20 protein-coding genes are annotated in these 25,645 nt (G+C 72.1%); 8 read left to right on the top strand and 12 right to left on the bottom strand.

The genetic code is table 11. The annotated features are described in order from the left end of the window. The first annotated feature begins 8 nt into the window (after positions 1-8). Entirely contained in the window at positions 9-233 is a 225-nt protein-coding gene (locus ACGFNU_RS08800) for a CbtB-domain containing protein (protein ID WP_392591561.1), read from the top strand. Next, positions 233-1,021, top strand: coding sequence for a CbtA family protein (locus ACGFNU_RS08795; protein ID WP_392591560.1), 789 nt, complete (start codon positions 233-235; stop codon positions 1,019-1,021). Before ACGFNU_RS08800 ends, ACGFNU_RS08795 begins: the two co-directional genes overlap by 1 nt. Here ACGFNU_RS08795 and ACGFNU_RS08790 read toward each other — a convergent pair. Both ACGFNU_RS08790 and ACGFNU_RS08785 read right to left on the bottom strand, forming a co-directional pair. Continuing rightward, positions 964-1,596 carry a (2Fe-2S)-binding protein gene (locus ACGFNU_RS08790; RefSeq protein ID WP_392591558.1) on the bottom strand — a complete coding sequence of 211 codons (633 nt, stop codon included), beginning with the start codon at positions 1,594-1,596 and terminating at the stop codon, positions 964-966. The two genes, ACGFNU_RS08795 and ACGFNU_RS08790, sit on opposite strands and share 58 nt — an antisense overlap. Before the next feature lie 164 nt (positions 1,597-1,760). Beyond that, positions 1,761-2,990 carry an ROK family protein gene (locus ACGFNU_RS08785; protein WP_392591556.1) on the bottom strand — a complete coding sequence of 410 codons (1,230 nt, stop codon included), beginning with the start codon at positions 2,988-2,990 and terminating at the stop codon, positions 1,761-1,763. A 132-nt stretch (positions 2,991-3,122) separates the two neighbouring features. Here ACGFNU_RS08785 and ACGFNU_RS08780 point away from each other — a divergent pair, with 132 nt between their 5' ends. From ACGFNU_RS08780 to ACGFNU_RS08765, 4 genes are read left to right on the top strand one after another with little or no spacing between them, the layout of a single operon-like run. Then, on the top strand, positions 3,123-4,211 hold the full coding sequence (locus tag ACGFNU_RS08780; protein WP_392591554.1) for a sugar ABC transporter substrate-binding protein: 1,089 nt from the start codon (positions 3,123-3,125) through the stop codon (positions 4,209-4,211). Beyond that, positions 4,208-5,002, top strand: a complete 795-nt coding sequence (locus ACGFNU_RS08775) for an ATP-binding cassette domain-containing protein (RefSeq protein WP_392591552.1) — start codon at positions 4,208-4,210, stop codon at positions 5,000-5,002. The genes ACGFNU_RS08780 and ACGFNU_RS08775 overlap by 4 nt, the downstream gene beginning before the upstream one ends. Further along, on the top strand, positions 4,999-6,198 hold the full coding sequence (locus ACGFNU_RS08770; protein ID WP_392591550.1) for a sugar ABC transporter permease: 1,200 nt from the start codon (positions 4,999-5,001) through the stop codon (positions 6,196-6,198). The genes ACGFNU_RS08775 and ACGFNU_RS08770 overlap by 4 nt, the downstream gene beginning before the upstream one ends. Then, positions 6,195-7,085: an ROK family protein gene (locus ACGFNU_RS08765; protein ID WP_392591548.1), complete on the top strand. Its 891-nt coding sequence runs from the start codon at positions 6,195-6,197 to the stop codon at positions 7,083-7,085. Before ACGFNU_RS08770 ends, ACGFNU_RS08765 begins: the two co-directional genes overlap by 4 nt. Positions 7,086-7,587: 502 nt before the next feature. Here ACGFNU_RS08765 and serA read toward each other — a convergent pair. The 6 genes from serA to ACGFNU_RS08735 form a co-directional block, all read right to left on the bottom strand. Further along, positions 7,588-9,177 carry a phosphoglycerate dehydrogenase gene (serA, locus tag ACGFNU_RS08760; RefSeq protein ID WP_392591546.1) on the bottom strand — a complete coding sequence of 530 codons (1,590 nt, stop codon included), beginning with the start codon at positions 9,175-9,177 and terminating at the stop codon, positions 7,588-7,590. Between the two features lie 311 nt (positions 9,178-9,488). Continuing rightward, a complete protein-coding gene (locus tag ACGFNU_RS08755; protein WP_392591544.1) occupies positions 9,489-10,127 on the bottom strand; it encodes a hypothetical protein in 639 nt (212 codons plus the stop codon). A 314-nt stretch (positions 10,128-10,441) separates the two neighbouring features. Continuing rightward, positions 10,442-11,995, bottom strand: a complete 1,554-nt coding sequence (locus tag ACGFNU_RS08750; RefSeq protein ID WP_392591542.1) for a DUF2079 domain-containing protein — start codon at positions 11,993-11,995, stop codon at positions 10,442-10,444. Between the two features lie 193 nt (positions 11,996-12,188). Continuing rightward, positions 12,189-14,882 carry an FtsX-like permease family protein gene (locus tag ACGFNU_RS08745; protein ID WP_392591540.1) on the bottom strand — a complete coding sequence of 898 codons (2,694 nt, stop codon included), beginning with the start codon at positions 14,880-14,882 and terminating at the stop codon, positions 12,189-12,191. Continuing rightward, entirely contained in the window at positions 14,879-15,634 is a 756-nt protein-coding gene (locus ACGFNU_RS08740; RefSeq protein WP_392591538.1) for an ABC transporter ATP-binding protein, read from the bottom strand. The genes ACGFNU_RS08745 and ACGFNU_RS08740 overlap by 4 nt, the downstream gene beginning before the upstream one ends. Further along, positions 15,631-16,239, bottom strand: a complete 609-nt coding sequence (locus ACGFNU_RS08735; protein ID WP_392591536.1) for a PadR family transcriptional regulator — start codon at positions 16,237-16,239, stop codon at positions 15,631-15,633. The genes ACGFNU_RS08740 and ACGFNU_RS08735 overlap by 4 nt, the downstream gene beginning before the upstream one ends. A 145-nt stretch (positions 16,240-16,384) precedes the next feature. Between ACGFNU_RS08735 and ACGFNU_RS08730 the strand changes: the two genes are divergently transcribed. Next, positions 16,385-17,212, top strand: coding sequence for a hypothetical protein (locus tag ACGFNU_RS08730; RefSeq protein ID WP_392591534.1), 828 nt, complete (start codon positions 16,385-16,387; stop codon positions 17,210-17,212). A 56-nt stretch (positions 17,213-17,268) separates the two neighbouring features. Here the strand turns inward: ACGFNU_RS08730 and ilvC are convergent, their stop codons facing one another. From ilvC to ACGFNU_RS08710, 4 genes are all read right to left on the bottom strand, one after another. Continuing rightward, a complete protein-coding gene (gene ilvC, locus ACGFNU_RS08725; protein WP_392591532.1) occupies positions 17,269-18,252 on the bottom strand; it encodes a ketol-acid reductoisomerase in 984 nt (327 codons plus the stop codon). A 48-nt stretch (positions 18,253-18,300) separates the two neighbouring features. Beyond that, entirely contained in the window at positions 18,301-18,825 is a 525-nt protein-coding gene (ilvN, locus tag ACGFNU_RS08720) for an acetolactate synthase small subunit (RefSeq protein ID WP_392591530.1), read from the bottom strand. 3 nt (positions 18,826-18,828) lie between these two features. Then, entirely contained in the window at positions 18,829-20,688 is a 1,860-nt protein-coding gene (locus tag ACGFNU_RS08715) for an acetolactate synthase large subunit (protein ID WP_392593458.1), read from the bottom strand. Between the two features lie 216 nt (positions 20,689-20,904). Continuing rightward, positions 20,905-24,069: a putative bifunctional diguanylate cyclase/phosphodiesterase gene (locus tag ACGFNU_RS08710; RefSeq protein ID WP_392591528.1), complete on the bottom strand. Its 3,165-nt coding sequence runs from the start codon at positions 24,067-24,069 to the stop codon at positions 20,905-20,907. A gap of 491 nt (positions 24,070-24,560) precedes the next feature. Between ACGFNU_RS08710 and ACGFNU_RS08705 the strand changes: the two genes are divergently transcribed. Continuing rightward, positions 24,561-25,628 (top strand): PQQ-dependent sugar dehydrogenase, encoded by a 1,068-nt coding sequence (locus tag ACGFNU_RS08705; protein WP_392591526.1) that lies wholly within the window; start codon positions 24,561-24,563, stop codon positions 25,626-25,628. Positions 25,629-25,645 lie beyond the last annotated feature (17 nt).

Here is a 25,645-nt window from a genome sequence, read left to right as displayed (position 1 = left end):
GAGATCCCATGGCCCAGTCAACCGTGCCGTCGGCGCAGGTCCAGGAGCTGCCTGTCCCGCTGCGCGTCCCCGTCCGCGAGATCCTGCCCTGGGCGGTCCTCGCCGCCGTCCTCGGCCTCCTGCTGCTCTACTTCGTCGGCGCCGAGCAGGGCGCCACCTCCCTGTTCAGCGGCACCTGGGTGCACGAGTTCACGCACGACGGCCGGCACCTGCTCGGGTTCCCCTGCCACTGATGATGCGCTCCCTTCTCATCCGCGGCATGCTCGCCGGGATCGCCGCGGCGGCGCTCGCGCTCGTGATCGCCTGGATCTACGGCGAACCCCAGGTGGGGCACGCCATCTCCTTCGAGGAGGCCCGGGCGGCCACGCACCATCACGGTGGTGAGGCGGCCGAGGCCGAGGTCGTCAGCCGTACCGCCCAGAAGACGGCCGGTCTGATCACCGCGATGGTGGTCTACGGCGTGGCGGTCGGCGGCCTCTTCGCCATCGCGTTCGCGTTCGCCTACGGCCGGATCGGGGCGATCGACGCCCGCGCCACGGCGGCGCTGGTCGCCCTCGGCGGCTTCGTGGCGGTGGTGGTCGTGCCGTTCCTGAAGTACCCGCCGACACCCCCGGCGGTCGGCAATCCGGACACGATCGGCAGCCGGACGACGCTCTACTTCGGCATGGTGGCGCTCGGCCTCCTGGGCACCGCCGCCGCGGTGATCGTGCAGCGCCGGTTGCTGCCCAGGCTCGGGGCGTGGAACGCGACGATCGTGGCCGCGGTGGGCTTCGCCGTCGTCGTCGGGATCGTCCACCGGTTCACGCCCGAGCCCGACGCGGTCGCGGACGGCTTCCCGGCCACCGTGCTGTGGGACTTCCGGATCGCCTCGCTGGGAATCCAGGTGGTGCTCTGGGCGACGTTGGGCCTGCTCTTCGGGGCCCTCACAGAACGAGCCTTCCGCACACACCAGGCCGAACCGGCTCAGCGGGTCAGCAGTACGCAGTCGCCGCACATCTCGCCACCGGGCGGGACGCGGTAGTAGAGGCAGCAGCTGCGCCGCACGAAGCCCCGGCCCTGTTCGAACGAGCCCGTGCCGGTGAGCGGGCCACGGGAGAACAGGTCCCGTACAAGGGTGTTCAGCGGCGCGGCCAGGTCCGGCCGGAGGGTTCCAGCGCGGAGCGTTCCGGCCAGGGCCGACGCCGCGTTCCCCCAGAGCAGGCCGTCGGCCAGGCGTACGACCTGGAGGATCGTGTCGCGCAAGGGTTGCAGTTGGCCGGTCACCACCGTCTCGTAGAGGCGGTCGGCCGAGCCCGGCCATCCCGAGGGCTCTGCGAGCCAGAGCGCGATCGGCGCGCCGGGCGCCCATCGCCAGTGCAGGCTGGACAGGTCCGGAACGACGCCGAGCGCGGCGGCCGCCACCGTGGGCGACCACAGGCGGGACGCCAGGCCCTGGAAGAGGATCGAGGCCGCCACGCGCCGCTCGCCGGTGCCGAGCCGCTGGGCGTACGCGTCGACGAGCCCCGCCAGGCGCTCCGGATCCTTCTCCGGCAGCGGACGCCACGTCGGATCGGCCTCCTCGGCAGGGTCGGTGACGATCTCAAAGTAAGGCCCCAACCCACCCGCCCCCCGCAAAGCCGCAACCACATCCACCGCCGCCATTTCCGCCTCCGCCTGCGCCGCCTCCGCCCTCGCTACCTCCATCTTCGGCACCTCCGCCCTTGACGCCTCCTCCTTCGGACCGTCTGCCCTCGGTGCGGCCGCTTTGGGTGCGTCTGTCATCAGCCGACTGCCGGTTCGGCTACGGCGCGGTTGAAGACGATGTCGATGGCGGTGGACAGGCCGGTGGCCAGCGCCCCGAGCACGGTGGCTTCCTCGGCCAGCGCGGAGGGCTCGATCGGCGGTGGATCGAGCGGGGTCATGTCGGCCAGCCGCTCGCGTACCGCGTCCAGGAGCACGTCCACGCCGTGCTGGCCCAGCCCGCCGCCGATGATCACCAGCTCGGGGTCGAGCAGGGCGATGACGCTGGCCAGGGCGCGGGCGAGGTTGCCCGCCTCGTACCGCACGGCCTCCTGCGCGATCGGATCGCCCGCGCGCGCCGCGTCGTACACCCTCTTGACCGTCGGGTGCCCGGGCATGCCCAGCCGGCGCGCGGTGGCGACGAGCCCGGCCGCCGACAGCACGCTCTCCAGCATGCCGTGCCGCCGCGCGCCCGGCGCGTGGGTGAGCGGGTCGGCCTCGCCGAACGGGAGGAACGCCACCTCGCCCGCGGCGCCCCGGGAGCCGCGGAACAGCCTGCCCTCCAGGACGATGCCCATCCCGATGCCGGTGCCGATCGACAGGAACGCGAAGTCGGAGATCCCGGCGCCGAGGCCGTGCGCCTGTTCGCCGAGGGCGGCGAGCGCGATGTCGTTCTCGATGAGGAACGGGGCGGGCAGCCGGTCGGCGAGCTGCCGCGTCACGCCGGGCCGGTCCCAGCCGGGCAGGTTGGGCGCGAGCCGCAGGCGCTGGTTCTCGACGTCGTGCACGCCGGGGGTGCCGAGGACGATGTAGGTCACGTCGCCGGGCCCGATTCCCGCCTCGGCGGAGAGCTCGGCGACCAGGGCGGCCAGCTGTTCGATCAGCGCGTCCGCGCTCCGCGCCTGGGACCGGACGTCGCGCCGCACGATCGGCTCGCCGTCGAGGCCTGACAGCGCGGCCCGCACCCATTCGAGGCCGACGTCGATGCCGATGACCCGGCCCGCGCCGGGATGGATCTCGTAGAGCATCGCCGCGCGGCCCGCGCTGCCGGTCCGGTGCCCGACGGTGCGGACGAGGCCGGTCCGTTCGAGGTCGGCCAGGGCCAGCGAGACCGTGGGCTTGGAGAGGCCCGTCAGCCGGGCCACCTCGGGTCTGGAGATCGGGCCCTCCGCCCGGATCCGTTCGTAGACGGCCCGCTCGTTCATCACCCGCAGCACGCTGGTGGTGCTCGCGATGGGCTTGCCGTTGCCGGGCCCGGTCCCGATCGTCACGCGTCTCCCCCTGTTCGACTCTCCGAGAGTGGCATACCACGGCACGGAGATCCGGCGCCCCTGGGGCTTGTTTTGTTAGGAAGCCTCCCTTACTTTCACTGTACCCCGGAGGCCGAGGGAAGGCAGAGATCGATGCGTCGTGGGTGGTACGTGATCCCGGTGGCCGCGGCCGTGCTGGCGGCCGGCTGTGGCTCCGACGGCAAGGACGACAAAGGCGACAAGGGCGGTGGCAAGGACGGGGCGGCGACGATCGCGCTGTTCCTTCCCGAGTCGAAGACGACGCGGTACGAGGCGTTCGACCGGCCGCTGTTCGAGGCGCGGGTGAAGAGCCTCTGCGCCGGCTGCAAGATCATCTATGGCAACGCCGACCAGGACGCGACCAAGCAGCAGTCGCAGGTCGAGGGCGCCATCACGCAGGGCGCCGACGTCATCGTGCTCGACGCGGTGGACGCCAAGGCGGCCGCGCCGCTGGTCAACCAGGCACGCCAGCGGCGGATCCCGGTGATCGCCTACGACCGGCTCATCACCGGCGTCGACTACTCCTACTTCGTCTCGTTCGACAACGTGCGCGTCGGCCAGATGCAGGGGCAGGCGCTGCTGGACGCCATGACCGCGCGCGGCACGCTCGGCAAGGGCAAGATCGTCATGATGAACGGGGCGCCCACCGACCCGAGCTCGGCCGACTACAAGAAGGGCGCGCACCAGGTCCTGGACGGCAAGGCGCAGATCGGACGGGAGTTCGACACTCCGGACTGGAGCCCCGACAAGGCCCAGCAGCAGATGGAGCAGGCCATCACCGCGCTCGGCCGCGACACGATCGTCGGCGTCCTGTCGGCGAACGACGGCATGGCGGGCGGCGCGATCGCGGCGATGAAGCGGGCGGGCTACAAGACCCTGCCGCCGATCACGGGCCAGGACGCCGAGCTCGCCGCCGTCCAGCGGATCCTCACCGGCGAGCAGAACATGACCGTCTACCTCAATATCCGTGCCCAGGCGGAACGGTCGGCCGACCTGGCCGTGGCGCTCGCGCGCGGTGAGAAGCCGGCCGCGCCGCAGAAGGTGAACAACGGCTCCGCGGACATCCCGGCCTTCATGCTGGCCCCGACCGCCGTCACCAAGGACAAGATCAAGGACACCATCATCAAGGACGGCTTCTACACGGCCCAGAAGATCTGCACCGGCCAGGTCGCCGCCGCGTGCAAGACCGCGGGGCTCCAATGACGGCGGACAAGCCGACGTCCGGATCAGCCGACGGCAAGCCGGGAAGCAGCGAGCCGGGCGAGGCCGTGCTCTCGGTCCGCGGCATCACCAAGCGGTACGGGGCGGTGCGGGCGCTCGACGGGGTGGATCTGCACCTGAGCGCGGGCGAGGTGGTCGCGCTGGTGGGCGACAACGGCGCCGGGAAGTCGACGCTGGTGAAGGCGATCTCCGGCGTGATCACGCCCGACGCGGGCCGGCTCTACTTCGGCGGCCGCCCGGCCGGGATCGGGCGGCCGCACGACGCGCAGGCGCTCGGCATCTCCACCGTCTACCAGGACCTCGCCCTCTGCGAGAACCTCGACGTGGTCGCCAACCTCTTCCTGGGCTCCGAGACGCACCGCTGGTCGTTGTTGCGGCAGCTCAAGATGGAACGCGCCACACGCGACCTGCTCGCCTCCCTCGACGTCCGGATCCGCGACATCCGGGCGCCGGTCGCCGCGCTCTCGGGCGGCCAGCGGCAGTCGGTGGCGATCAGCCGCGCCCTGCTCGGCGAGCCGCGCGTGGTGCTGCTGGACGAGCCGACGGCGGCACTAGGCGTGGAACAGACCGCCCAGGTGCTCGGCCTCGTCCGGCGCCTGCGCGACCGGGGGCTGGCGGTGCTGGTCATCTCCCACAACCTCGCGGACGTGCGGGCGGTCAGCGACCGGATAGTCGTCCTCCGCCTCGGCCGCAACGCCGGAGACTTCCGCACGGCCGACACGAGCCAGGAGGCCGTCGTGGCGGCCATCACCGGGGCGGAGGCGGCGGCGTGATCACCCAGACCTCGCGGCGGATCTCCGCGCCGCGTCCGGCCGAGCTCGCCGGACGCCTGCGCGGTGGCGAACCGGGCGCGCTGCCGGTGGTGGCGGGCCTGGTCGTCATCGCGGCGGTGTTCGGCTCGCTGAACGACCATTTCCTGTCGGCCGAGAACCTCACCAACCTCGCGCTCCAGATGGCCGCGACCGGCACCATCGCGCTCGGCGTCGTCATCGTGCTCCTCCTCGGGGAGATCGATCTGTCGGTCGGCTCGGTGAGCGGGCTGTGCGGGGTCGTGATGACCTTGCTGTACGTGAAGCAGGGGCTCCCCGCGGGTGTGGCCGTGCTCCTCGCCCTGGGAGCCGCCGCGCTCGTGGGGCTGCTGCACGGCTTGATGTTCACACTGCTCGGCATGCCGTCGTTCGTTGTCACGCTCGCGGGGCTGATCGGCTGGCAGGGGCTGCTGCTCTACCTCCTGGGCGACGAGGGCACGATCAACCTGCCGTTCGACGGCTCGGTGGCCAAGGTCAGCGACACCTGGCTGCCGCCGTGGCTGAGCTGGCTCGCCGTCATCGCCATCACCGCCGCCACGCTGGGCTCGTCCCTGCTCAACCGGAAGGCCAGGATGCGCGCGGACCTCCCCGTCCGGCCAATGGCATGGCTGCTCGTCCGCGCCGTCCTGCTCGCGGCCGTGCTGGCCGCCGTGGTGGTGGTGCTGAACGGCGACCGCGGGGTGCCGCTCACCCTGGTGATCTTCGGCTCGCTCGTCGTGCTGCTCGATCTCGGCCTGCGGCACACCGTGCCGGGCCGCTGGATCTACGCGGTCGGCGGCAACGCCGAGGCGGCCCGCCGGGCCGGGATCGGCGTGACCCGGATCCGGATCATGGCGTTCGTCGCGGCGGCGACGCTCGCCGGGGCGGGCGGGATCCTGGCCGCCAGCCGGCTCTCGGCGGTCAACCAGAGCTCCGGCGGCAGCGACATCCTGCTCATCGCGATCGCGGCGGCGGTGATCGGCGGGACGAGCCTGTTCGGCGGACGCGGCCGGCCCTACGCGGCGCTGCTCGGCATCCTCGTCCTCCAGTCCGTCACCAACGGCATGCTGCTGCTGAACGTCGACTCCTCGGTGCGCTTCATGGTGACCGCGGCCGTGCTCGCGCTCGCGGTGGCCATCGACTCGACCGCCCGCCGCGCCCGCCCGGGCGGCGGCCGGTGAGCGGGGACACCGTCCTCGGCATCGACTTCGGCGGCACCAAGATCGCCCTCGCCACCGCGACCACCGCCGGGCGGCTGCTCCGCCGCCACCGGCTGGCGACGCGCGCCACCGACGGCGCTCCCGCCGTGATCGAGCGCACGGTCGCCGCCGCGCGCCGCCTCATCGAGGAGACCGGCGGCGGCCCTCCGGCGGCGGTCGGCGTCTCGACGTTCGGGGTCGTCCGGGGGCCGCGGGTCACGCTGGCGCCCAACGTTCCGGGGTGGGAGGAGCAACCCCTCTCCCACCTGCTCGAAGAGGGGCTCAAGGCGCCCACCCTGCTGGACAACGACGTCAACGCGGCGGCGGCCGCGGAGGTCCGCTGGGGACGGCTCGCGGGCGTCGGCGTCGGCCTCTACGTCAACGCCGGCACCGGGCTCGGCGCGGGCATCGTCGTGGACGGGCGCGTGCTGCGCGGCACCAACGGCGCGGCCGGCGAGATCGGCTACGCCCTGCACTCCCCCATGCAGCCCGGCCACGCGGCCGGGCGCGCCCCACTGGAGGAGTACGCGTCCGGGAGCGGCCTGGCGAGACTAGGCACACGACTGCTCGGCCGGGAGGTGAGCGCGGCGGAGCTGTTCGCCCTGCGCGACGACCCGCGCGTGGCCGGGCTGCTCGACGAGGCACTGGACCGGCTGGGGATGGCGGTGGCCAATCTCGCGATCGCGCTCGACGCGAGCCGGGTCGTCCTGGGCGGCGGCATGGCGGCCGAACCCTCCCTGATGGCCCGGCTCGGCGCGCTGCTGGCGGCGGCCGTGCCGTTCCCGCCAGAGGTCGAACTCGCCCACTTCACCGCCGACGCCTCACTCATGGGAGCCCTGGCCCTGGCGCTAGACGCAAAACCGCCGTGACCAAAGCCCAGCCACGGCGGTCACACGAGCAACAGAGACGCACCGCCTTGGAGAGCGTGCGGGGGTGGAGGTGTGGGGTGGTTAGTGGCCGGGCTGGCCGCCGTTGTCTCGGCGGTCCAGGGCGGTCTGCAGGGCGCGCGACGCCTCGTCCTGGTCGTCGGCGGGCGCGGCGTTGAAGGTCTCGTTCATGATCTGCTCCGTGGGTCTCTGGTGGCTGCTGTTCCGGGGGTGCCGGATCACCGTGGTTCGCACGGCCCGGCACCGAACAGGGCTTACGGCCGACACCTCACTCCGCAGCGGGGTGCGGCCTGCCGTTCAGGCCCCGCTGCGGCAGCGAAGGATTACTACGAAGCGCCGCATGACTCATCCCACGGTACCCCCGGTCCCGCGAAGTATCCCGATCCGTGGCCGAGATTCTCACCATGTGGGACGGTCGAGCGTCCAACCGCGGAAAACGCAAGGCCGTGGCCCCGGGCGGGGTCACGGCCTTGGCAGGAAGCGGTCAGGACTCCAGGTCGACCCGACGGGCCATCTCGGCGCCGATCTCGGCCTTGATGCCGTCGACGAGCTCGGCCGGGATGGCCGAGTCGACGGTGAGCGCGATCAGGGCCTGCGCGCCCTTGGCCGCGCGGCCGACCTGCATGCTGGCGATGTTGACGCCCGCGTCGCCGAGCAGCTTGCCGGTCACGCCGACGATGCCGGGCCGGTCGGTGTAGGTGAAGAACGCCATGTGCTCGGTCGGGACGAGCTCCATCTCGTAGCCGCTGATCTCGATGATCCGCTCGCTGTGCTTGGGACCGGTGAGCGTGCCGGAGACCGACACCACCGAGCCGTCGGCCATCGTGCCGCGCACCTGGACCACGTTGCGCCAGTCGGGCGAGTCCTCGCTGGTGGTGAGCGTGACCTCCACGCCGCGGTCGCGGGCCAGCAGCGGGGCGTTGACGAAGGTCACCGCCTCCTCGATCACGTCCACGAAGACGCCCTTGAGGGCGGCCAGCTCCAGCACCTTGACGTCGTGGCCGGTGATCTCGCCGCGGACCACCACGTCCAGCCGGACCGGCACGCCGCCGGCCAGCGCGGTGAAGATGCGGCCGAGCTTCTCGGCCAGCGGCAGGCCGGGCTTGACGTCCTCGGCGACGGCGCCGCCCTGGACGTTGACGGCGTCGGGCACGAACTCGCCGGACAGCGCCAGCTTGACCGAGCGGGCGACCTGCGTGCCGGCCTTCTCCTGCGCCTCGTGGGTGCTGGCCCCGAGGTGCGGGGTGACCACGACGTTGTCGTGGTGGAACAGCGGGCTGTCGGTGCACGGCTCGGTGCTGAACACGTCGATGCCGGCGCCGGCCACCCGGCCGTCCTTGATCGCCAGGTCGAGCGCCGCCTCGTCGACGATGCCGCCGCGGGCGGCGTTGACGATGCGCACGCTCGGCTTGACCTTGTGCAGCTCCTTGTCGCCGATGAGCCCGAGGGTCTCCGGCGTCTTGGGCAGGTGCACGGTGATGAAGTCGCTCTCGCGCAGCAGCTCGTCGATGGTGACGAGTTTCACGCCGAGCTGGGCGGCGCGGGCGGCCTGCACGTACGGGTCGTAGGCGATCACGTTCATGTCGAACGCGGCCAGCCGCTGGGCCACCAGGACGCCGATGCGGCCGAGGCCGAGCACGCCGACGGTCTTGCCCTGCAACTCGACGCCGGTGTACTTGGACCGCTTCCACTCGCCCTGCTTGAGGGCGCCGTGGCCCTGCGGCACGTTGCGCGCGGTGGCCAGCAGCAGCGCGATCGCGTGCTCGGCGGCGGTGACGATGTTGGAGGTGGGCGCGTTGACGACCATGACGCCGGCCTTGGTGGCGGCCTCGACGTCGACGTTGTCGAGCCCGACGCCGGCCCGCGCCACCACGCGCAGCTTCTTGGCGTGCTGGAACACCTCGGCGGTGACCTTGGTGGCGCTGCGCACGATGAGCGCGTCGACGTCGGCGACGGCCGGGAGCAACTGCTCGCGGTCGGCCCCGTCGACGGAACGGACCTCGAAATCGGACTCCAGGACCGCGATGCCGGCCGGGGAGAGTTCTTCAGCGACGAGGACGACAGGCTTGCTCAAGGAACAGTCCTTAGGAAGATGGATGTGCAGGTGATGTGCTGGATTGAAGTCGCGACTCACCTCGTCGTGCGCGCGCCCCGTTAGCCGAGTCTATCCCGCGCCCGCCGTCCGCTCGGCGGACAGCCGGACTCACACACGAACGCCCCCTTTCGTCCCGCCCGCCCGAACCGCACGCCTCCCTACCCGATGAGCCGACCGAATGGAACGATCCACGACGTGACGCAGATCACTCAAGATGAAAGGCCGGTAAGCCGTTCCACCACCCGGCCTGATCGGGGGCCGTCCGATGGGCGGCCCTCGGGAACTCAGCGTCAGGCCGCGTTCGGCTCCGGCATGGCGGCGAGGACGGTCGCGACACCGTTGGCGTCGGCCACCTCTATGTGCGGGACGTCGATGAAGACGCGCAGCGGGCCCGGCGGCAGGCCGAGGTCGTCGGCCACCTCGAGCTGGATGCCGCGCAGCGGGACGTAGGCCAGGTAGCCGCGGTAGACGTTCTGGGAGCGGAACATCGCGGTCATGATCAACCGATAGTCCCGGATGCGGAACGAGAGCGCGGCCAGGCTCGGCATCGCCTCGGCGTCCTCGCCCGGCACGGTCAGCGAGATCCACGCGCTGGTCGTCCACGGCCGCGAGCGGAGCAGATCCGCCACCCAGTGCAGCTGGTGCACTCCGTTCAGGTCCCGCAGCCGCTCGCCGAGCTCGCCGTCCATCGCCCGCCGGGGCCGATCCTGCGCCCAGCGAGACATCCGCGCGCCGTCGCCGTACTCGCGCAGGATGGGATCCTCCCAGCTCAGCGAGGCGATCTCGAAGAGGATCGGCGGGCCCTCGATGATCGGGCCGTGGTCCTCCATGCCGGCCTCGCCGGCCGCCCACACGTGCCGCAGGACGGCGATCCATGCCCGCCCGCAGGTCTCCCACCGCCGGACGGCCCGGTCCGGTGCCGCCCCCACGTCACGACTCCCTGCCAATTTTCGCCCCCGAACGGGGACCGGCATTCAGGGAATTACCTGCCGCGGACAATGCGCGCAAGGGAATATATTGCAGCCCGCGCGCGAGGGTCTCCGCCCTTGTCTCCCGGTGATGATCGCCACTCATGACTCCGCCCCACCGCCACCACGGCTGCGGTCACATCGAGTGTTTGCCCAGGGTGCGGAGGGCAGTCCGCCCGCCGTCGCGACTTTCTCTAAGTATCGGGCAAAGAGCGCGAAAAGGATAGGGCAAATGCCCGGAAGCGGCGTCTTCACCGGCTTTCTGACTCTAGTGATCAACTTTCCTGACCAGTTGACGGTGGTCTGGTAAGAGGCAATCCGTCGCGGTCGCTGCGCGGGATGGGCTCCGGATCGGGGCCCGGCCGGTGGAACACGATGAAGCCCGCCCGCTGGAAGACAGGCCGGTAACCGCTCGCGACCAGCGCTTCCACGCGTCGCACCTGCTCGTCCCGCGACTCGAACGGGAACTGCCGCCCGCGGGTGTCGGCGATCACCCAGGGCGCCTCACGGGGCAGCCCGTCCCACAGCAGCACCCGGGCGCGCGTCGACAGCGCCGGGCCGAGCGGGTTGGCCACCTCGACCAGCGCCCCGTCGGGCACCAGCGCCACCGCCGCCGCGGCGGCGCGCGCCCGCTCGTCCCGCCGGTAGAACGAGGCGTCGCCGAACTCCCGGAACGAGAAGAACGGCACGGTCATGACCGCGGCGGCCAGGAGCCCGATCGCCGGGACGAGGCGGAGGCGGCCGGGCAGCAGCCGGCGGAGCCGGACCGCGCCGTCCACCGAGGCGAGCAGCAGGACCGCGATCAGGAAGGCGTTGTAGTGGTAGCGGGGCTCCCACCAGTTGGGGATCCGGTCGGCCAGCATCCGTTCGGCCAGCAGCGGGACGACCATCACCGTCAGCGGGGACGCCAGCGGAAGCAGCAGCAGGGGCACGACGAGCAGCACCATCGTCTTCAGCTTCAGCGACGGCGTGCCCAGCGCCGTCACCGCGTCCCAGGGATGGGTGAGCAGGTGCAGGGCCGCGCTCGGCAGGTCGGGCCCGAACGAGCCGTACGCCCAGTAGTAGTCGTCGTCGCCTCCGAAGGCGGAGATCAGCACCCGTGAGCTCACCCAGGTCGCGACCAGGCCGACCACGACATAGACCGCCCCGGCCCGCCGTTCCCTGGTGAGCAGGAACAGGCCGAACCCCACCAGCAGCAGGCCCATGTCCTCTTTGACCAGCAGCGACAACCCGGCCACGAGCGCCGCCTGCCCGCGCCGTCCCGCGTCGTACCGCTCGACCAGCAGCGCCGAGAGCAGCGGCACGAACGCGACCTCGTGGAAGTCGAACGCGAGGGCCTCGGCGACGGGCCACGCCAGCACGTAGGCCCCGGCGACCGCGTAGGCCGCCGCGCCGCCCAGCCTGCGTTCGGTGTAGCGCCAGATCGGCACGATCGCCAGGGCCAGCAGCACCGCCTGGGCGACCACCAGCGTCTCCGGGCCGTCGTGGATCCAGTAGAGCGGCGCCAGAATCGCCAGCATCGGCGAGAAATGGTCGCCGAGAATGGAGAAGTCGGTACCGAAGCCGTTGTGCACGCCCTTGACCATGGCGACCGGCAGCCCGAACCGGCTGTACGACCGGATCGCCTGGTCGAACAGGACCAGGTCGTAGGTCGTCGCGCGGAACGTGTAGATCCGCAGCAGCGAGTACGTCGTGTACAACAGCGCGGTCGCGGCGACCAGCAGGGGCAGCGGACGGAGCCGGAGAACCCGACGGCGGACACGGCAGGGGACGCGCGCCGGAGCACCGTCGCCGTCCGTCGACTCTCCCACCGCTACCGCCTCAGCCACGCGCCAGGAGGCTACCAGTCCCGGCCACGCATCCGAAGCGCTCGGGTGACGGCCCCGCCACGCCCCGTGTCCCACACCGGACAAAGCCGAGCGGCCGCGTGCCGGAGCACACAGCCACTCGCCCAGCCACTCCGCTCGTTCCGGGACGGTCGCTCTTTCTTGTGGGTCGCCTTCGGCGCGTCGCCCGGGCGGGTTAGCCGGCCGCTCGTCTGACCATGGGGAGGCGGGATCGCGTGAACAGGCCGGCGGCCAGCATCGCGATCAGCGGGACCACGATGCCGATGGCGCCCAGGAGTTCCCAGGGGATGGCGACGATCGTCCCGTGGCCCGTCGTGTCGATGGAGCCGCTCTCCGCGCGCGAGTAGTCGATGTTGGTGAGCGGCCGCGCCACGGCGATGCCCGGCGCCAGCCCGGCGAGGATGCCGAGCCAGCATCCGAGGATCGCGATGAACCCTGCCTGCCCCATCATCAGCAGCCTGCGCGTCCGCGGCCGGGCGCCCACCGCGGCGAGCGTGGCCAGGTCGGGACGGGAGTCGGCGGCCGAGAGGCCGGTCGCGATCAGGGAGCCGCCGAGGACCATCAGCGTCCCGGCCAGGCCGAGGAACAGCAGGATCTGGCTGAACGACTCGGTGAAGCCGCGTTCGACGTAGACCTCGGCCGAGTTGAAGCCCTGCGTGATCCCGTCGAGCCGCTCCTGGACGCGGGACTGCTCGTCCTTGGTCAGCCGGCGGTCGGCCCGGTCGATGCCGAACGCGGCGGTGTCGAGCGGCAGCCCGGCCTTCGCCGCGACGGCGGGCGGCACCAGCGCCCGGACGCCGGTCGCGTCCGGGACCGCGATCGCGGGCAGCCCGCCGAGCGACCGGACCACCTTCTCCTCGTCCTGGACGTACTCCTTCACCTGGACGGGAACCGTGCCGCCGGCGGGCGGCCGCACATGGAAGAGCACGATCTTCCCGGCGTCCAGCGCGGCGGTCACGGCCGGGTCGTCCCGGCCGAGCAGCAGCCGGGCCTCCCGCGGCCCGCCCACCACGTTGTCGATCACGATCGTCTCGGGTCCGCTGTAGCCCTTGCCGAGCGTCACGAACGGGCATTTGCCGGGCACCGGCTCCGTGCAGACCCGGTCCTGGCCGGGCAGGCTCCGCAGCGGCACGGCCGGCACGCCGGGCAGCTCTCGCTCGACGGCCTGGCGCACCCGTTCGGCCAGCGCCTTCTGGTCTCCCTCGAACGCGGTCGTCTGGATCAGCGTGGTGCCCATCGGCAGCCGAGCGCGGTACTCCTCGCGGTTCTGGGCGAAGTCGCTCGCGCCCCCGATGGCGAGCGCCGTGATCCCGGCCACCGCGGCCATGATCGCCGCGACGGCGGGCGCCGCGCGGCCGCGGTTGCGGGCGCCGTCGCGGACGGCCAGGCGCATGGGCAGCGGCAGCCGGCTCGCGGTGCGGCCCGCCAGGCCGACCACCCACGGGCCGATCATCACGCAGCCGATGACGATGGCGACGGCGCCGAGCGCGGCCCCGAACTCCTGCCAGATCCGGACGCCGACCAGGCAGAGCCCGATGCCGCCGGCGATGAGCGCGCCCCCGGCGATGGGCCAGCCGGGCCGGGACCGGGCCTGGTCCCGGCGGCCGCCGAGCGCGGCCACGACGTCCATCCGCGCGGCCTGCCGGGCGGGCACGTACGCCGCGGCCAGCCCGCTGAGCGCGCCGAGCGCCATCGGCAGCGCGACCAGGACCCACGGGACCTCGAACGGGCCCAGGAGGGATCCGGAGTAGTTCTCGTACACCGGCCCGGCCATCGCGGCGAGCCCGATGCCGGCCACCGCGCCGATCAGGGCGGCGGTGCCGCCGATGACGATGCCCCCCGCCAGCACGACGGCCCGCAGGTGCCGGGCGTCCCCGCCGCTGGCGGCGACCAGGGCGAGCTGGCGCCGCTGCCGCCGGACGCCGACGGCGAACGCGGGGCCGGCCAGCAGCACGACCTCCAGCACCACCATCGCGACGATCATCGCGCCGATCGCCATCGTGGTGTTGTCGGTGCTCGGCTCGCTCCCGGCCCCCGCCGGGATCTGGCCGGCCGGCGGCGGGTTCATGACCACGGCGCGCGAGAGGACGGTGATGCCGAGCTTGTTGAAGTCGCGCACGTCCGCCCAGGTGACCGGCTTGCCACCGGTACCGATCAGCCACTGCGTGCCGGCGTCCGCAACCCCCGCCGGGCCGTTCCCCGCGCCGTCCCGGGACGGGAACGCGCCGGGCAGGGCCACCGCCAGGGGGCGTCCCATCGTCAGCGGGTCCTGGACGAATCCGACCACGCGCTTCTGCGCCCCGGTGCCATCGATCTTGGCGGCCGAGCCGATCCGGAATCCGCGGTCCCCGAACGAGGGCGGCAGCGCGACCTCGTCGGCGGTGGCGGGCAGCCGTCCCCGGGTGAGCCTGACAAGGCCGGCGGTCAGCGGATCGCGCAGGTCGACCTCGGTGACCTCCGCATGCAGCGCACCGCGCTCGGTCCTGATCACCACCGCCTTGCCCTGGACGTACGGCAGGACCTTGGCTCCCGGACCGTACTTCGCCTGGACCCGCCGGGTCATCTCCTCGGTGGTCCACGGCTTGGGCGTGTCGTCCATGCCGGCGCCGCCGAAGGACGTTTCGTCGGGGTTCTGCTCCACCGGCGACCGCGCCGCTCCGGTGAGGCGCGCGTCGGACCGGCCCAGCTCGTATGGCAGAGACTCCCGGGTGGACCACTCGCCGGTCTTGAACAGCACCGACAGGGCGACGATCGCCATGACCGGCAACCCGATCATGCACAGCACGAGCATCGTCCGGCCCTTGGCCCGCACGGCGTCCCGCCGGGCGATGCGCAGCGCGACGCCGTACCCGGCGCCGCGACGGCTCATCGCGTCTCCTGCAGGAGAGACTCGGGACCGGGACGCCCGCCGGTGGCGTCGACCATCCGGCCGTCCCGCAGGAAGATCACCCGGTCGGCCCAGGCGGCGTGCCGGGACTCGTGCGTCACCATGAGGCAGGCCGCCCCGGCGTCGCAGCGCGCCCGCAGGATGCGCATGACGTCCTCGCCGGTCTGGCTGTCCAGCGCGCCGGTGGGCTCGTCGGCCAGGACCAGGCGGCGGTCGCCGGCCAGGGCGCGGGCGATCGCCACCCGCTGCTGCTGGCCGCCGGACATCTCGTCGGGGAAGCGTTCGGCCAGCTCGGGGATGCCCACCTCCTGGAGGGCGATGGCCGCCTCCCGGCGGGCCTGCCGGGCACGGACGCCGTCGAGCTCGCGCGGCAGCATCACGTTCTCGGCCGCGGTGAGGCTCGGGATCAGGTTGAGATCCTGGAAGACGTACCCGACGCTGCGGCGGCGGAGCGCCGCGAGCCCGGCCCTGCCGAGCGTGGTCAGATCGGCGCCCTCGACGACGATCCGGCCCGCGGTGGGCGCGTCGAGCCCGCCCGCGAGGGTGAGCAGCGTGGACTTGCCGGATCCGGACGGGCCCATCACGGCGACGAACTCCCCGGCCGCGACGACCAGGCTGATCTCCTTGAGAGCGTGCACGAGGTTGGCGCCCGCGCCGTGGTCGCGGGAGACGGCGTGCATTTCCAGGACGGTGTGCGTCTCCTGGGGGGCGTGGGGCTTGGCAAGGACGCTCATCGGCGTCCCCCCTTCGCGGTGTGGGGAGTACCGGACTCCTCGGCCGGCACCGGAGCGGGCGGGGCCGCGCGGTCCGCGTGTTCGGCACGGACGACGTAGGCCTCACAGTGGTCGAGCCAGCGCACCTCGGCTTCGGCCTGGAAGAGCATGGATTCGAGGACCAGGCGCCAGGCACGGTCACCGGACTCGACCGGGATCGCGGGGGCGTCGGCCTTGAGCCGGGTGAGGTCCTGGAGCGACCTCAGGGTCGCGGTGCGCTGCGCCTGGACCACCTGGCGGACGTCGATCCCGGGGGTGGTCACCGCCATGGCCAGCTTGATGGCCAGCTCGTCGCGCGGCCGGTCGGCCCGGGCGATGGGGGTGGTGAACCACTGCCGCACGTCCTCCTCGCCCGCCGGAGTGATCCGGTAGACGAAGCGGCCCTCGTCGTCGGCGCCGACCCGGGTGACGAGCTCGTCGCGTTCGAGCCGGGAGAGCGTGGAGTAGACCTGCCCGATGTTGAGCGGCCAGGTCGCCCCGGTGGACGACTCGAACTCGGCGCGCAGCTGGTAGCCATAGCGGGGCCCCTGGGCCAGAAGTGCCAGGAGACCGTGACGGATCGACATGCGTACCAAGTATGCATACGAGGTATCCCGGGCGCAATACCGAGTATGCATCCAGGTTGCCGTAACGACACGCTGAGCCGGATTTCACCGTGGGCGATCAGCCGGGCCCTTACCGTAACGGATGTCCCCGCCTTCAGGAGAGCCTGTGACTTCGGACTGCGCGATCAGTGTGCTTCACGACGTCCTCCGCGTGTACGACGACCGGTTCCTCGCCATGGACGGCCCGCAGCGCCGGCGGCTGCTCCAGGGCACCCGCGAGGTGCTGGGCGACGGCCTCAGCGACGCCGCCCGCGACGCCCTCCCCGTCGCGTACCGGCTCCGCGCGTTCTGCATCATGCACGGCTTGGAGGACGAGCTGGAGCGCATGATCCGGGAGGAGTCGGAGGGCACCAGGATGGGCGCCGTCGTGGTGGGCGGACGCGTGTACACCGTCTACCCGTACCTGCGCGGCGTCCCCCGGCAGTACGCCGACATCACCGGCGAGGTGGGCGTGGAGCACCGGCTCGACGCCGTCGCGTGGCAGGGCAGGAGGTTCCGCGTCCGCGGCCACGCGCGCATCGAACGGGTCGAGGCGCGCGAGACCAAGGTGGAGGTGATCCTCCGCGAACGCCGCAGCGGCGTCGAGCACCGGTTCCCCGCCGAGCCGCACGAGGACGGCTTCGAGGCGCAGATCGACCCGGTCGCCTCCGCCGTCGGCCCCGGCCGCTGGGACCTGCACGTGGCCGCGTCCACCCTCGGCGTCACCCGGGAGGCCCGCTTCGGGACGATCCGCGGCGACAGGATCAAGGCCGAGCCGCAGCGCCGCGCCCTCGGCACGGCCACGACGGCGAAGATCTACTTCACCCGGGGCGGCCACCTCGCCGTGCTGATCCGCGGCGACCAGAGGCCACCCCGGTTCGCCGGCAGGCTCCGCCGCCGGCTGCGCCGCCTCGTCCCGACCCGCCTGGTCCGCCTGGTCCGCCGCACCCGCTGAACACGCGGAAGCGGGGGCGCCCTAAGGGGCGTCCCCGCTTCGGATGCGGTGCCGGGTCAGTCGTTCAGCCAGCTCATCATCGGGCGCAGGGTGGCGCCGGTCTTCTCGATGGGGTGCTCGGCGAGCTCCTCGCGGTACTTGCCGAACTGCACCTGGCCGCCCTCGAACTCGGCGACGAGCTCCTTGGCGAACTGGCCGGACTGGATCTCGCCGAGGATCTTCTTCATCTCGGCCTTGGTGCCGGCGTTCACCACGCGCGGGCCGCGGCTGTAGCCGCCGTACTCGGCGGTGTCGGACACCGACCAGTACATCTTGGAGATGCCGCCCTCGTACATGAGGTCGACGATCAGCTTCACCTCGTGCAGGCACTCGAAGTAGGCCACCTCGGGCTGGTAGCCGGCCTCGATGAGCACCTCGAACCCGGTCTTGATCAGCTCGGAGAGGCCGCCGCACAGCACGGCCTGCTCGCCGAACAGGTCGGTCTCGGTCTCCTCGGTGAAGGTGGTCTTGATGCCGCCCGCGCGCAGGCCGCCGATGGCCTTGGCGTACGACAGGGCCAGCGGCCAGCCGTTGCCGGTCGGGTCCTGCTCGACGGCCACGATGACCGGGACGCCGCGGCCGGCGGTGTACTGGCGGCGCACCAGGTGGCCCGGGCCCTTGGGGGCGACCATGCACACGTCGACGCCAGCCGGGGGCTCGATGAGGCCGTAGCGGATGTTGAGGCCGTGACCGAAGAAGAGCGCGTCGCCCTCGACCAGGTTGGGCTTGATGTGCTCCTCGTAGATCCCGCGCTGCAGGTGGTCCGGAGTGAGGATCATGACGAGGTCGGCCTCCTCGACCGCCTCGGCGACCGTGAGCACCCGCAGGCCCTCGGCCTCGGCCTTCTCGCGGCTCTTGGAGCCCTCGGCCAGGCCGACCCGGACGTCCACGCCGGAGTCGCGCAGGGAGAGCGCGTGCGCGTGCCCCTGGCTGCCGTACCCGATCACGGCGACGTGCCGGCCCTGGATGATGCTCAGGTCGGCATCGTTGTCGTAGAACATCTCAGCCACTGTGGTGCTGCCTTTCGCTTGCGGTGTTGGGGTTGGGGCTCACGCGCTGCGCTCGATGGCGCGCAGCGAGCGGTCGGTGATGGAGCGGGCGCCGCGGCCGATGGCCACCATGCCCGACTGGACCAGCTCCTTGATGCCGAACGGCTCCAGCACCCGGATGAAGGCGTCCAGCTTGTCGCGGTTGCCGGTGGCCTCGATGGTGACGGCGTCGGGGGCCACGTCGACGACCTTGGCGCGGAACAGCGTGACGGTCTCCAGGACCTGCGAGCGGGTCTCGGCGTCGGCGCGCACCTTGACCAGGACCAGCTCGCGCTGCACCGACTGGGACGAGTCCAGCTCGACGATCTTGAGCACGTTCACCAGCTTGTTGAGCTGCTTGGTGACCTGCTCCAGCGGCAGTTCCTCGACGTTCACCACGATCGTCATCCGGGAGATCTCCGGGTGCTCGGTGGTGCCGACGGCGAGCGACTCGATGTTGAACCCGCGCCGGGAGAACAGCGCCGCGACCCGCGCGAGGATGCCGGGCTTGTTCTCCACCAGGACGGAGAGGGTGTGCAGGCTCATCGGTCAGTCTCCGTTTTCGAAGTCGGGCGCCAGGTCCCGCGCGATCTTGATGTCGTCGTTGGTCGTGCCGGCGGCCACCATCGGCCAGACCATGGCGTCCTGGTGGACGACGAAGTCGATCACGACGGGAGCGTCGTTGATCTCCATCGCCTTGGCGATGGTCGCGTCGACGTCCTCCGCGCTCTCGCAGCGCAGCCCCACGCAACCGTACGCCTCGGCCAGCTTCACGAAGTCGGGAATCCGCCGGACGGCGGAGGCGGCCGACCCGTCGGCCGGGCCCTGGAGGTTGGTGTTGGAGTAGCGCTCGTTGTAGAAGAGCGTCTGCCACTGCCGGACCATGCCGAGGTTGCCGTTGTTGATGATCGCGATCTTGACCGGGATGCCCTCGATCGCGCAGGTCGCCAGCTCCTGGTTGGTCATCTGGAAGCAGCCGTCGCCGTCGATCGCCCAGACCTGGGTGTCCGGCGCGCCGACCTTGGCGCCCATCGCGGCCGGGACGGCGTAGCCCATGGTGCCCGCGCCGCCGGAGTTGAGGAACGCGCCGGGCCGCTCGTACTTGATGAACTGCGCGGCCCACATCTGGTGCTGGCCGACGCCCGCCACGTAGTAGGCCTCCGGGCCGACCAGCTGCCCGATACGCTCGATGACCTGCTGCGGCGACAGCGAGCCGTCCGCGGGCGCGTCGTAGCCCAGCGGGTACGTCTCGCGCCAGGCGTTGAGCTGGCGCCACCAGTCCTCGTAGTCGCCCTTGTGATCGTGCTCGTGCTCGTTCTGCACCGCGACGATCAGGTCGGCGATGACCTCGCGGGCGTCGCCGACGATCGGGACGTCCGCGTGCCGGTTCTTGGAGATCTCGGCCGGGTCGATGTCGGCGTGCACGACCTTGGCGTGCGGGGCGAAGCCGTCGAGCTTGCCGGTGACCCGGTCGTCGAAGCGGGCGCCCAGGGTGACCAGCAGGTCGGCCTTCTGCAGGGCGCCGACCGCGCCGACGCTGCCGTGCATGCCGGGCATGCCCATGTGCAGCGGGTGGCTGTCGGGCAGCGCGCCCTTGGCCATCAGGGTCGTGACGACGGGCGCGCCGGTCAGCTCGGCGAGGACCTTGAGCTCGGCCGAGGCGCCGGCCTTGATGACGCCGCCGCCGACGTACAGCACCGGGCGCTGCGACTCGACGATCAGCCGTGCCGCCTCGCGCACCTGCTTGGAGTGCGGCCGGGTGACGGGCCGGTAGCCCGGGAGCTGCATCTGGACGGGCCACTCGAAGCCGAACGTGGACTGCAGCGCGTCCTTGGAGATGTCGACCAGGACCGGGCCGGGCCGGCCGGTGGAGGCGATGTGGAACGCCTCGACGATCGTGCGCCCGATGTCCTCCGCCCGCGTGATCAGGAAGTTGTGCTTGGTGATCGGCATCGTGATGCCGGCGATGTCCGCCTCCTGGAAGGCGTCGGTGCCGATCGAGGCGCTCGGCACCTGGCCGGTGATCGCCACCATCGGGACCGAGTCCATGTACGCGTCCGAGATCGGCGTGACGAGGTTGGTCGCGCCGGGGCCGCTGGTGGCCATGCACACGCCGACCCTGCCGGTGACCATCGCGTAGCCCTGCGCGGCGTGGCCGGCGCCCTGCTCGTGCCGGACGAGGATGTGGCGCAGCTTCTTCGAGTCGAAGAGCGGGTCGTACGCCGGGAGGATCGCCCCTCCGGGGATGCCGAACACCGTATCGACGCCGACGTTCTCCAGGGCGCGGACCAGCGCCTGGGCTCCCGTCATCTGTTCGGTCGTCATGTTCCTGTTTCCTTGGGGAGAGTCGGGCTGGAGTCGGGCTGAAGGTGGGCTAACACGGCCAACAAAAAACCCCCGCCGCCGGATGGCGGTCGAGGGGCGCGCGCAGGTGGAAGTGCTTGATCAGCCTGCGCGCCGACCAAGTACTACGAGAATGATGGAACCGCTCTGCACGGAAGCCACTTTCGCCGACTTCCCGTCGCTGGTCAAATCCTTGGACATATTGTCTCGGCATATGAGACATGGGAGGCCCGTCCACGCGAGCCTCCCCAGGCTCGGCCATGCGAGCCTCCCGGGGCTGGATCAGCCTGGTGAGAGCGCCGTTCCCTCCAGGGGAAGGGTGGCCTCGCCGGACATGTCCGGCGTACCGAGATTGGTGCGGACGAGCGATTCGACACGTCCCGCGGCCATGGGACGGGCCACCAGGTAGCCCTGACCTCGCGGGCAGTCCATCTCGCGCAGCAGCTCCAGCTGCTCGGGCCGCTCGATGCCCTCGGCGACCACGGTCAGCCCCAGGTCGCGTCCGAGCCGCACGATCGTCCTGGTGAGCAGCGTGAGCGTCTCGTCGGAGCCCAGCCCCGCCACGAACGACGGGTCGATCTTGATGATGTCCACCGGGAGCTGGCCCAGGTAGGCCAGCGAGGCGTAGCCGGTGCCGAAGTCGTCGATCGCGAGCCGGACGCCCAGTTCGCGCAGCGCCGACAGGCGGGCCACGTTCTGCCCGGCGTCCTCGACCAGCACCTCCTCCTTCACCTCGACGGTGAGGGCCTGCGGCGGCAGCCCGGTCTCCTCCAGCGCGGCCGCCACCGACTCGACGAACCGCGGCGCGGCGATCTGCCGGGCGGTGAAGTTGACCGACAGCCCCACGTCCCAGGACTCGCGCCGCCAGCGCGCCACCTCGCGGCAGGCCTCGCGCAGCACCCAGTCGCCCAGCGGGATCATGAGGCCGGACACCTCGGCGGGGCCGATGAACTCCTCCGGCGGCACGGCGTCATTGTCGCGCCACCAGCGCACCAGGGCCTCGACGCCGGTGACCCTGGACGTGGCGAGCTCGACCACCGGCTGGAACTCGACGGTGAACTCCTCCTCGGCCAGCGCCCGCTGCAGGTCGCTGCCGAGCTCCAGCCGCCGGACGACGTCGACGTGCATGTGCGGGGCGAAGACCTCGACGCGGCCGCCGCCCAGCTCTTTGGCGCGTGCCATCGCCAGGTCGCCGTTGCGGATCAGCTCCGCGGCGCTCCGGCGCAGCCGCCGTCCCGCGTCCAGGCTCCGGCCCGACCCGGCGGCCGCCGCGCCCGGCCCGGCGCCGGACCCGGCGTTCGGCTCCCGGTCGTCGACGAAGGCGATCCCGACGCTGGCGGTGAGCACGATGCCCTTGCCGCCGACGCGGTACGGCTCGATCGAGAGCACGCGGAGCAGCCGTTCGGCCAGCTCCACCGCCGTCTGCGTCTCGGCGGGGTTCTCGACGAGGACGGCGAACTCGTCGCCGCCCCAACGGGCCACGGTGTCGTCGGCCTGGACCGTGGACCGCAGCCTGCGGGCCGCCTGGGCGAGCACCTGGTCGCCCGCCGCGTGCCCCGCGGAGTCGTTGACCGCGGTGAACCCGTCCAGGTCGGCGAAGACCACGGCGACCTTGCCGCCGCACTCCTGCCGCGAGAGCACCTCGCGGGTGCGCTCCTCGAAGTAGGCGCGGTTGGGCAGGCCCGTCAGGCCGTCGTGGAAGGTCAGGTGGGTGACCTGGCGCTGCAGGGCCGCCTGCTCGCTCAGATCGCGGGTGGTGACGAGCATCCGGCCGGGCGCCTCCCCCGTGCCGCTGTAGCGGGAGATCGTGGACTCGGTCGGCAGCCAGGTGCCGTCGGCCGCCCGGACCCGGCAGGACACCCGCAACGTGTCGGGCGCCGGGTCGTCGTCGGCCGCGGTCGTGCCCGCCGCGGCCCGCAGGAACTCGCCGAAGACCTCCTGGACGTGCGGCAGGTCCTCCGGGTGGATGATCTCGTGCAGCGGGCGGCCGAGCAGCTCGTCCGGCGTGTAGCGGTAGGTGCGCAGGGCCCCGGCGCTGGCGTACTGCACGACGGCGTCGAGGTCGCAGATCAGGACGGCGTCGTTGATGCTCTCCGAGAGGGCGCGGAAATGCTCCTCGCCGGTGCCGACGGCGCGCCGCAGGCCGTCGTTCTCGCGCAGGAGCCCGGCCAGGCGGACGAGCAGGACGATGGTCGCCGACCCCGCGACCAGCGAGACGACGGGCTCGAGCCCGTCGGTGCCGGCGAGCCCGCGGCCCGCCACGAAGAGGGTGGCCGCGGCCGCGACGGCGGCCGGCGCGATGCCGGGGCCGATCATCCGGCCGGGCTCGTCGGCGGGCTCGCGCTCCCGGGCCTCGCCGGCGGCGGCGCGGCCGGCGATGCGTGCGGCGGCGCCGTCGGGGCCCGGCCACGGGACGAGGGCGAGCAGCAGCAGGCCGCCCATGCGGAGGATGTCGGCGGGGTCGTCGGCCACGGCACCGCCCCGCAGCCGGACGGTCAGGCTGACCACGTCCGCGGCGGCGAACGCGACGAGAGCCACGTACCCCATCCAGGCCGACCGCCGGTGCCCGCGCGCGGCGCCGAGGACGAACGACAGCGCGCCGCACACCAGGACGGTGTCGACCAGCGGGTAGAGCAGTTCGAGCAGGAACTCGGCGGGCGTCTCCCCGGACCGCCGGTAGAGGTCGCTGAACAGCGTCACCCAGCCGAGGACGAAGAGGGCGCAGACGCACACGTACGTGTCGCCCGCGTACCGGAGCCAGGTGCGCGCGTCGCGGGGCAGCCGGGTCGGCACGACCATGCCGATCACCAGGGCGATCACGGCGACCAGGTAGAAGAGATCGAAGACCGACGCCGACATCGCGCTGCGGCCCGGCGACGGCGAGATGGCCGAGCCGATCGATCCGACCAGCCAGCAGGCCGCGGCGATCCCGTACCAGCGCCAGGACGCGCGCCACCGGGTCTCCCCCGGGCCGCGGCCCGGCGAGTCGGACCCGTCGACGATCGAGCCGGTCGCGGCGGCGGGATCGGACGGCGCGCCGGGCTGGACGTCGTCCAGCTGGGAGTCGTGGAGCGGGTCACCGGCGGGCCGCGCCGCGTTCAGCCGGCCATCGGCGTAGGGCCGGTCGTCGCCGGACCCGTCACCGGCCGGCTCGTCGTCGGCGGACCCGCCGGCCGGCGCGTCACCGGCGGATCGGTCGCCGGACGATCGGTCGCCGCCCGGCGCGCGCGCCGCCACCAGCAGCGAGACCGTCGCCACGGCGGCGGCCGCGACCTCGGCCCAGGCCGTGAAGGACGAGCCGCCCCATCCCAGCAGGGAGCCGACGGCGTAGAGCACGCCGATGATCGTGACGATGCCGATGGGCACCGCCGAGGGCGACACGCGCCGGGACCGCGGCCACGCTTCGCGGCCGCGTCCCACCGCCCTCCGAGCGTTCTCGCCGCCCATCGCGCCGTGTCCCTTCCTGCCTGGTGGGAGCGACTGGCCCCCGCAGCCACTCCGCTGCATCTGATGGAATGTCCGTCGTGTCGCCTGGAGGCGACCCCCGGGCGCTCGAAGACCTCGCCCGGCCGCTCGGACAACGTTCCGTACGTTGTGGATCGTGCCCCACGCAGGTTGTGCGCCGGGGGGAGCTGGCGGGCACATCCGCTGCGCCGGTCATCGGTCAGCGACGTTGCTGCAGTGCGGGATCACCGTGATGCTCAATGTACGTTCCGTAGGTCACGGAGCGATTGAGGCTCAGCGTCCACCCGGCGACAAACATCTTTGTCGAGGCTCCGTACTGCGAAGTCTCGCCATGGATGGCCGGCTAAGCGGCGGGTTGTCCACGTCACGGTCCGTAGGCCACGGTGCCGTTACGTCCAGGCAAGAACGTTGTGCCGCGAGCGCCACTGTGCCTTGATTGCCCTATGCGCCGTACATCCAGTCTCGCGACTCTTGTGACCGTACTGCTCGTTCTGGGCGCCTGCAGTGCGGACGGCGACGAGCCGGGCACGTCCGGTGACGACTCACCGGACGCCGCGGACTCGGCGCAGCCGTCCTCCTCCCCCACCGGCACGGCGAGCCCCGGCTCGCCGCGCGTCCTCGTCAAGGGCCGCAAGGTCACCTGGGGGCTGGCGTTCCTGCCCGGCGGGGACGCGCTGGTGACCGAGCGGGAGTCCGCGAAGCTGCTGCGCGTCACGCCCAAGGGCCGGGTCGAGGAGGTCGGGAAGATCCCGGGCGTGGCGGCGGCGGGCGAGGGCGGGCTGCTGGGGGTCGCGGTGTCCCCCGGCTACGAGACCGACAAGTTCGTGTACGTCTATTTCACGGCACGGTCGGACAACCGGATCGCGCGGTTCCACTACGAGGACTCGATCGGCAAGCTCCAAGTGCTCGTCACCGGGATCCCCAAGGGCGGCAACCACAACGGCGGGCGCCTCGCGTTCGGCCCGGACCGGATGCTGTACGCGTCGACCGGCGAGACCGGCCGCGAGAAGCTCTCCCAGGACAAGAAATCTCTCGGCGGCAAGATCCTGCGTGTGACGCCGACCGGCGAGCCGGCCCCGGGCAACCCGTTCAACTCACGCGTCTGGACCTACGGGCACCGCAACGTGCAGGGCCTGGCCTGGGATCCGCAGGGCCGCATGTTCGCCACCGAGTTCGGCCAGAACCGGTTCGACGAGGTCAACCAGATCGTGAAGGGACGCAACTACGGCTGGCCCGAGGTCGAGGGCATGGGCGACGACGATCCCCGCTTCAAGCGCCCGGTGCTGACGTGGACCCCGCCCGAGGCCTCCCCGTCCGGCCTCACCTACGCGCAGGGCTCACTGTGGGCCGCCGCCCTCCGTGGCGAGCGCCTCTGGCAGATCCCTCTCTCGCGCAACGGCACCGCGGGACGCCCCATCGCGCACTTCAAGGGACAGTTCGGACGCATCCGCGCCGTCGTTCCCGCCCCGGACGGCAAGTCGCTGTGGCTCACCACCGACAACGACAAGGACGATGGTGTGATCGTCGTACCTCTCGGCTGACGGAACGGGAACGCCCC

Origin of the sequence: Spirillospora sp. NPDC048911 (assembly GCF_043198015.1) — a bacterium.
Classification (GTDB): Bacteria; Actinomycetota; Actinomycetes; order Streptosporangiales; family Streptosporangiaceae; genus Spirillospora.
The sequence above is the reverse complement of the archived record's forward strand: the minus strand, read 5'-3'. Positions and strand labels throughout refer to the sequence as shown.

Excerpts from the sequence above, each read along its gene's own strand:
- ACGFNU_RS08800 (WP_392591561.1), top strand. The coding sequence starts at position 9 with ATGGCCCAGTCAACCGTGCCGTCGGCGCAGGTCCAGGAGCTGCCTGTC.
- ACGFNU_RS08795 (WP_392591560.1), top strand. The coding sequence starts at position 233 with ATGATGCGCTCCCTTCTCATCCGCGGCATGCTCGCCGGGATCGCCGCG.
- ACGFNU_RS08780 (WP_392591554.1), top strand. The coding sequence starts at position 3,123 with ATGCGTCGTGGGTGGTACGTGATCCCGGTGGCCGCGGCCGTGCTGGCG.
- ACGFNU_RS08775 (WP_392591552.1), top strand. The coding sequence starts at position 4,208 with ATGACGGCGGACAAGCCGACGTCCGGATCAGCCGACGGCAAGCCGGGA.
- ACGFNU_RS08745 (WP_392591540.1), bottom strand. The coding sequence starts at position 14,882 with ATGAGCCGTCGCGGCGCCGGGTACGGCGTCGCGCTGCGCATCGCCCGG.
- ACGFNU_RS08740 (WP_392591538.1), bottom strand. The coding sequence starts at position 15,634 with ATGAGCGTCCTTGCCAAGCCCCACGCCCCCCAGGAGACGCACACCGTC.
- ACGFNU_RS08735 (WP_392591536.1), bottom strand. The coding sequence starts at position 16,239 with ATGTCGATCCGTCACGGTCTCCTGGCACTTCTGGCCCAGGGGCCCCGC.
- ilvC (WP_392591532.1), bottom strand. The coding sequence starts at position 18,252 with ATGTTCTACGACAACGATGCCGACCTGAGCATCATCCAGGGCCGGCAC.
- ilvN (WP_392591530.1), bottom strand. The coding sequence starts at position 18,825 with ATGAGCCTGCACACCCTCTCCGTCCTGGTGGAGAACAAGCCCGGCATC.
- ACGFNU_RS08710 (WP_392591528.1), bottom strand. The coding sequence starts at position 24,069 with ATGGGCGGCGAGAACGCTCGGAGGGCGGTGGGACGCGGCCGCGAAGCG.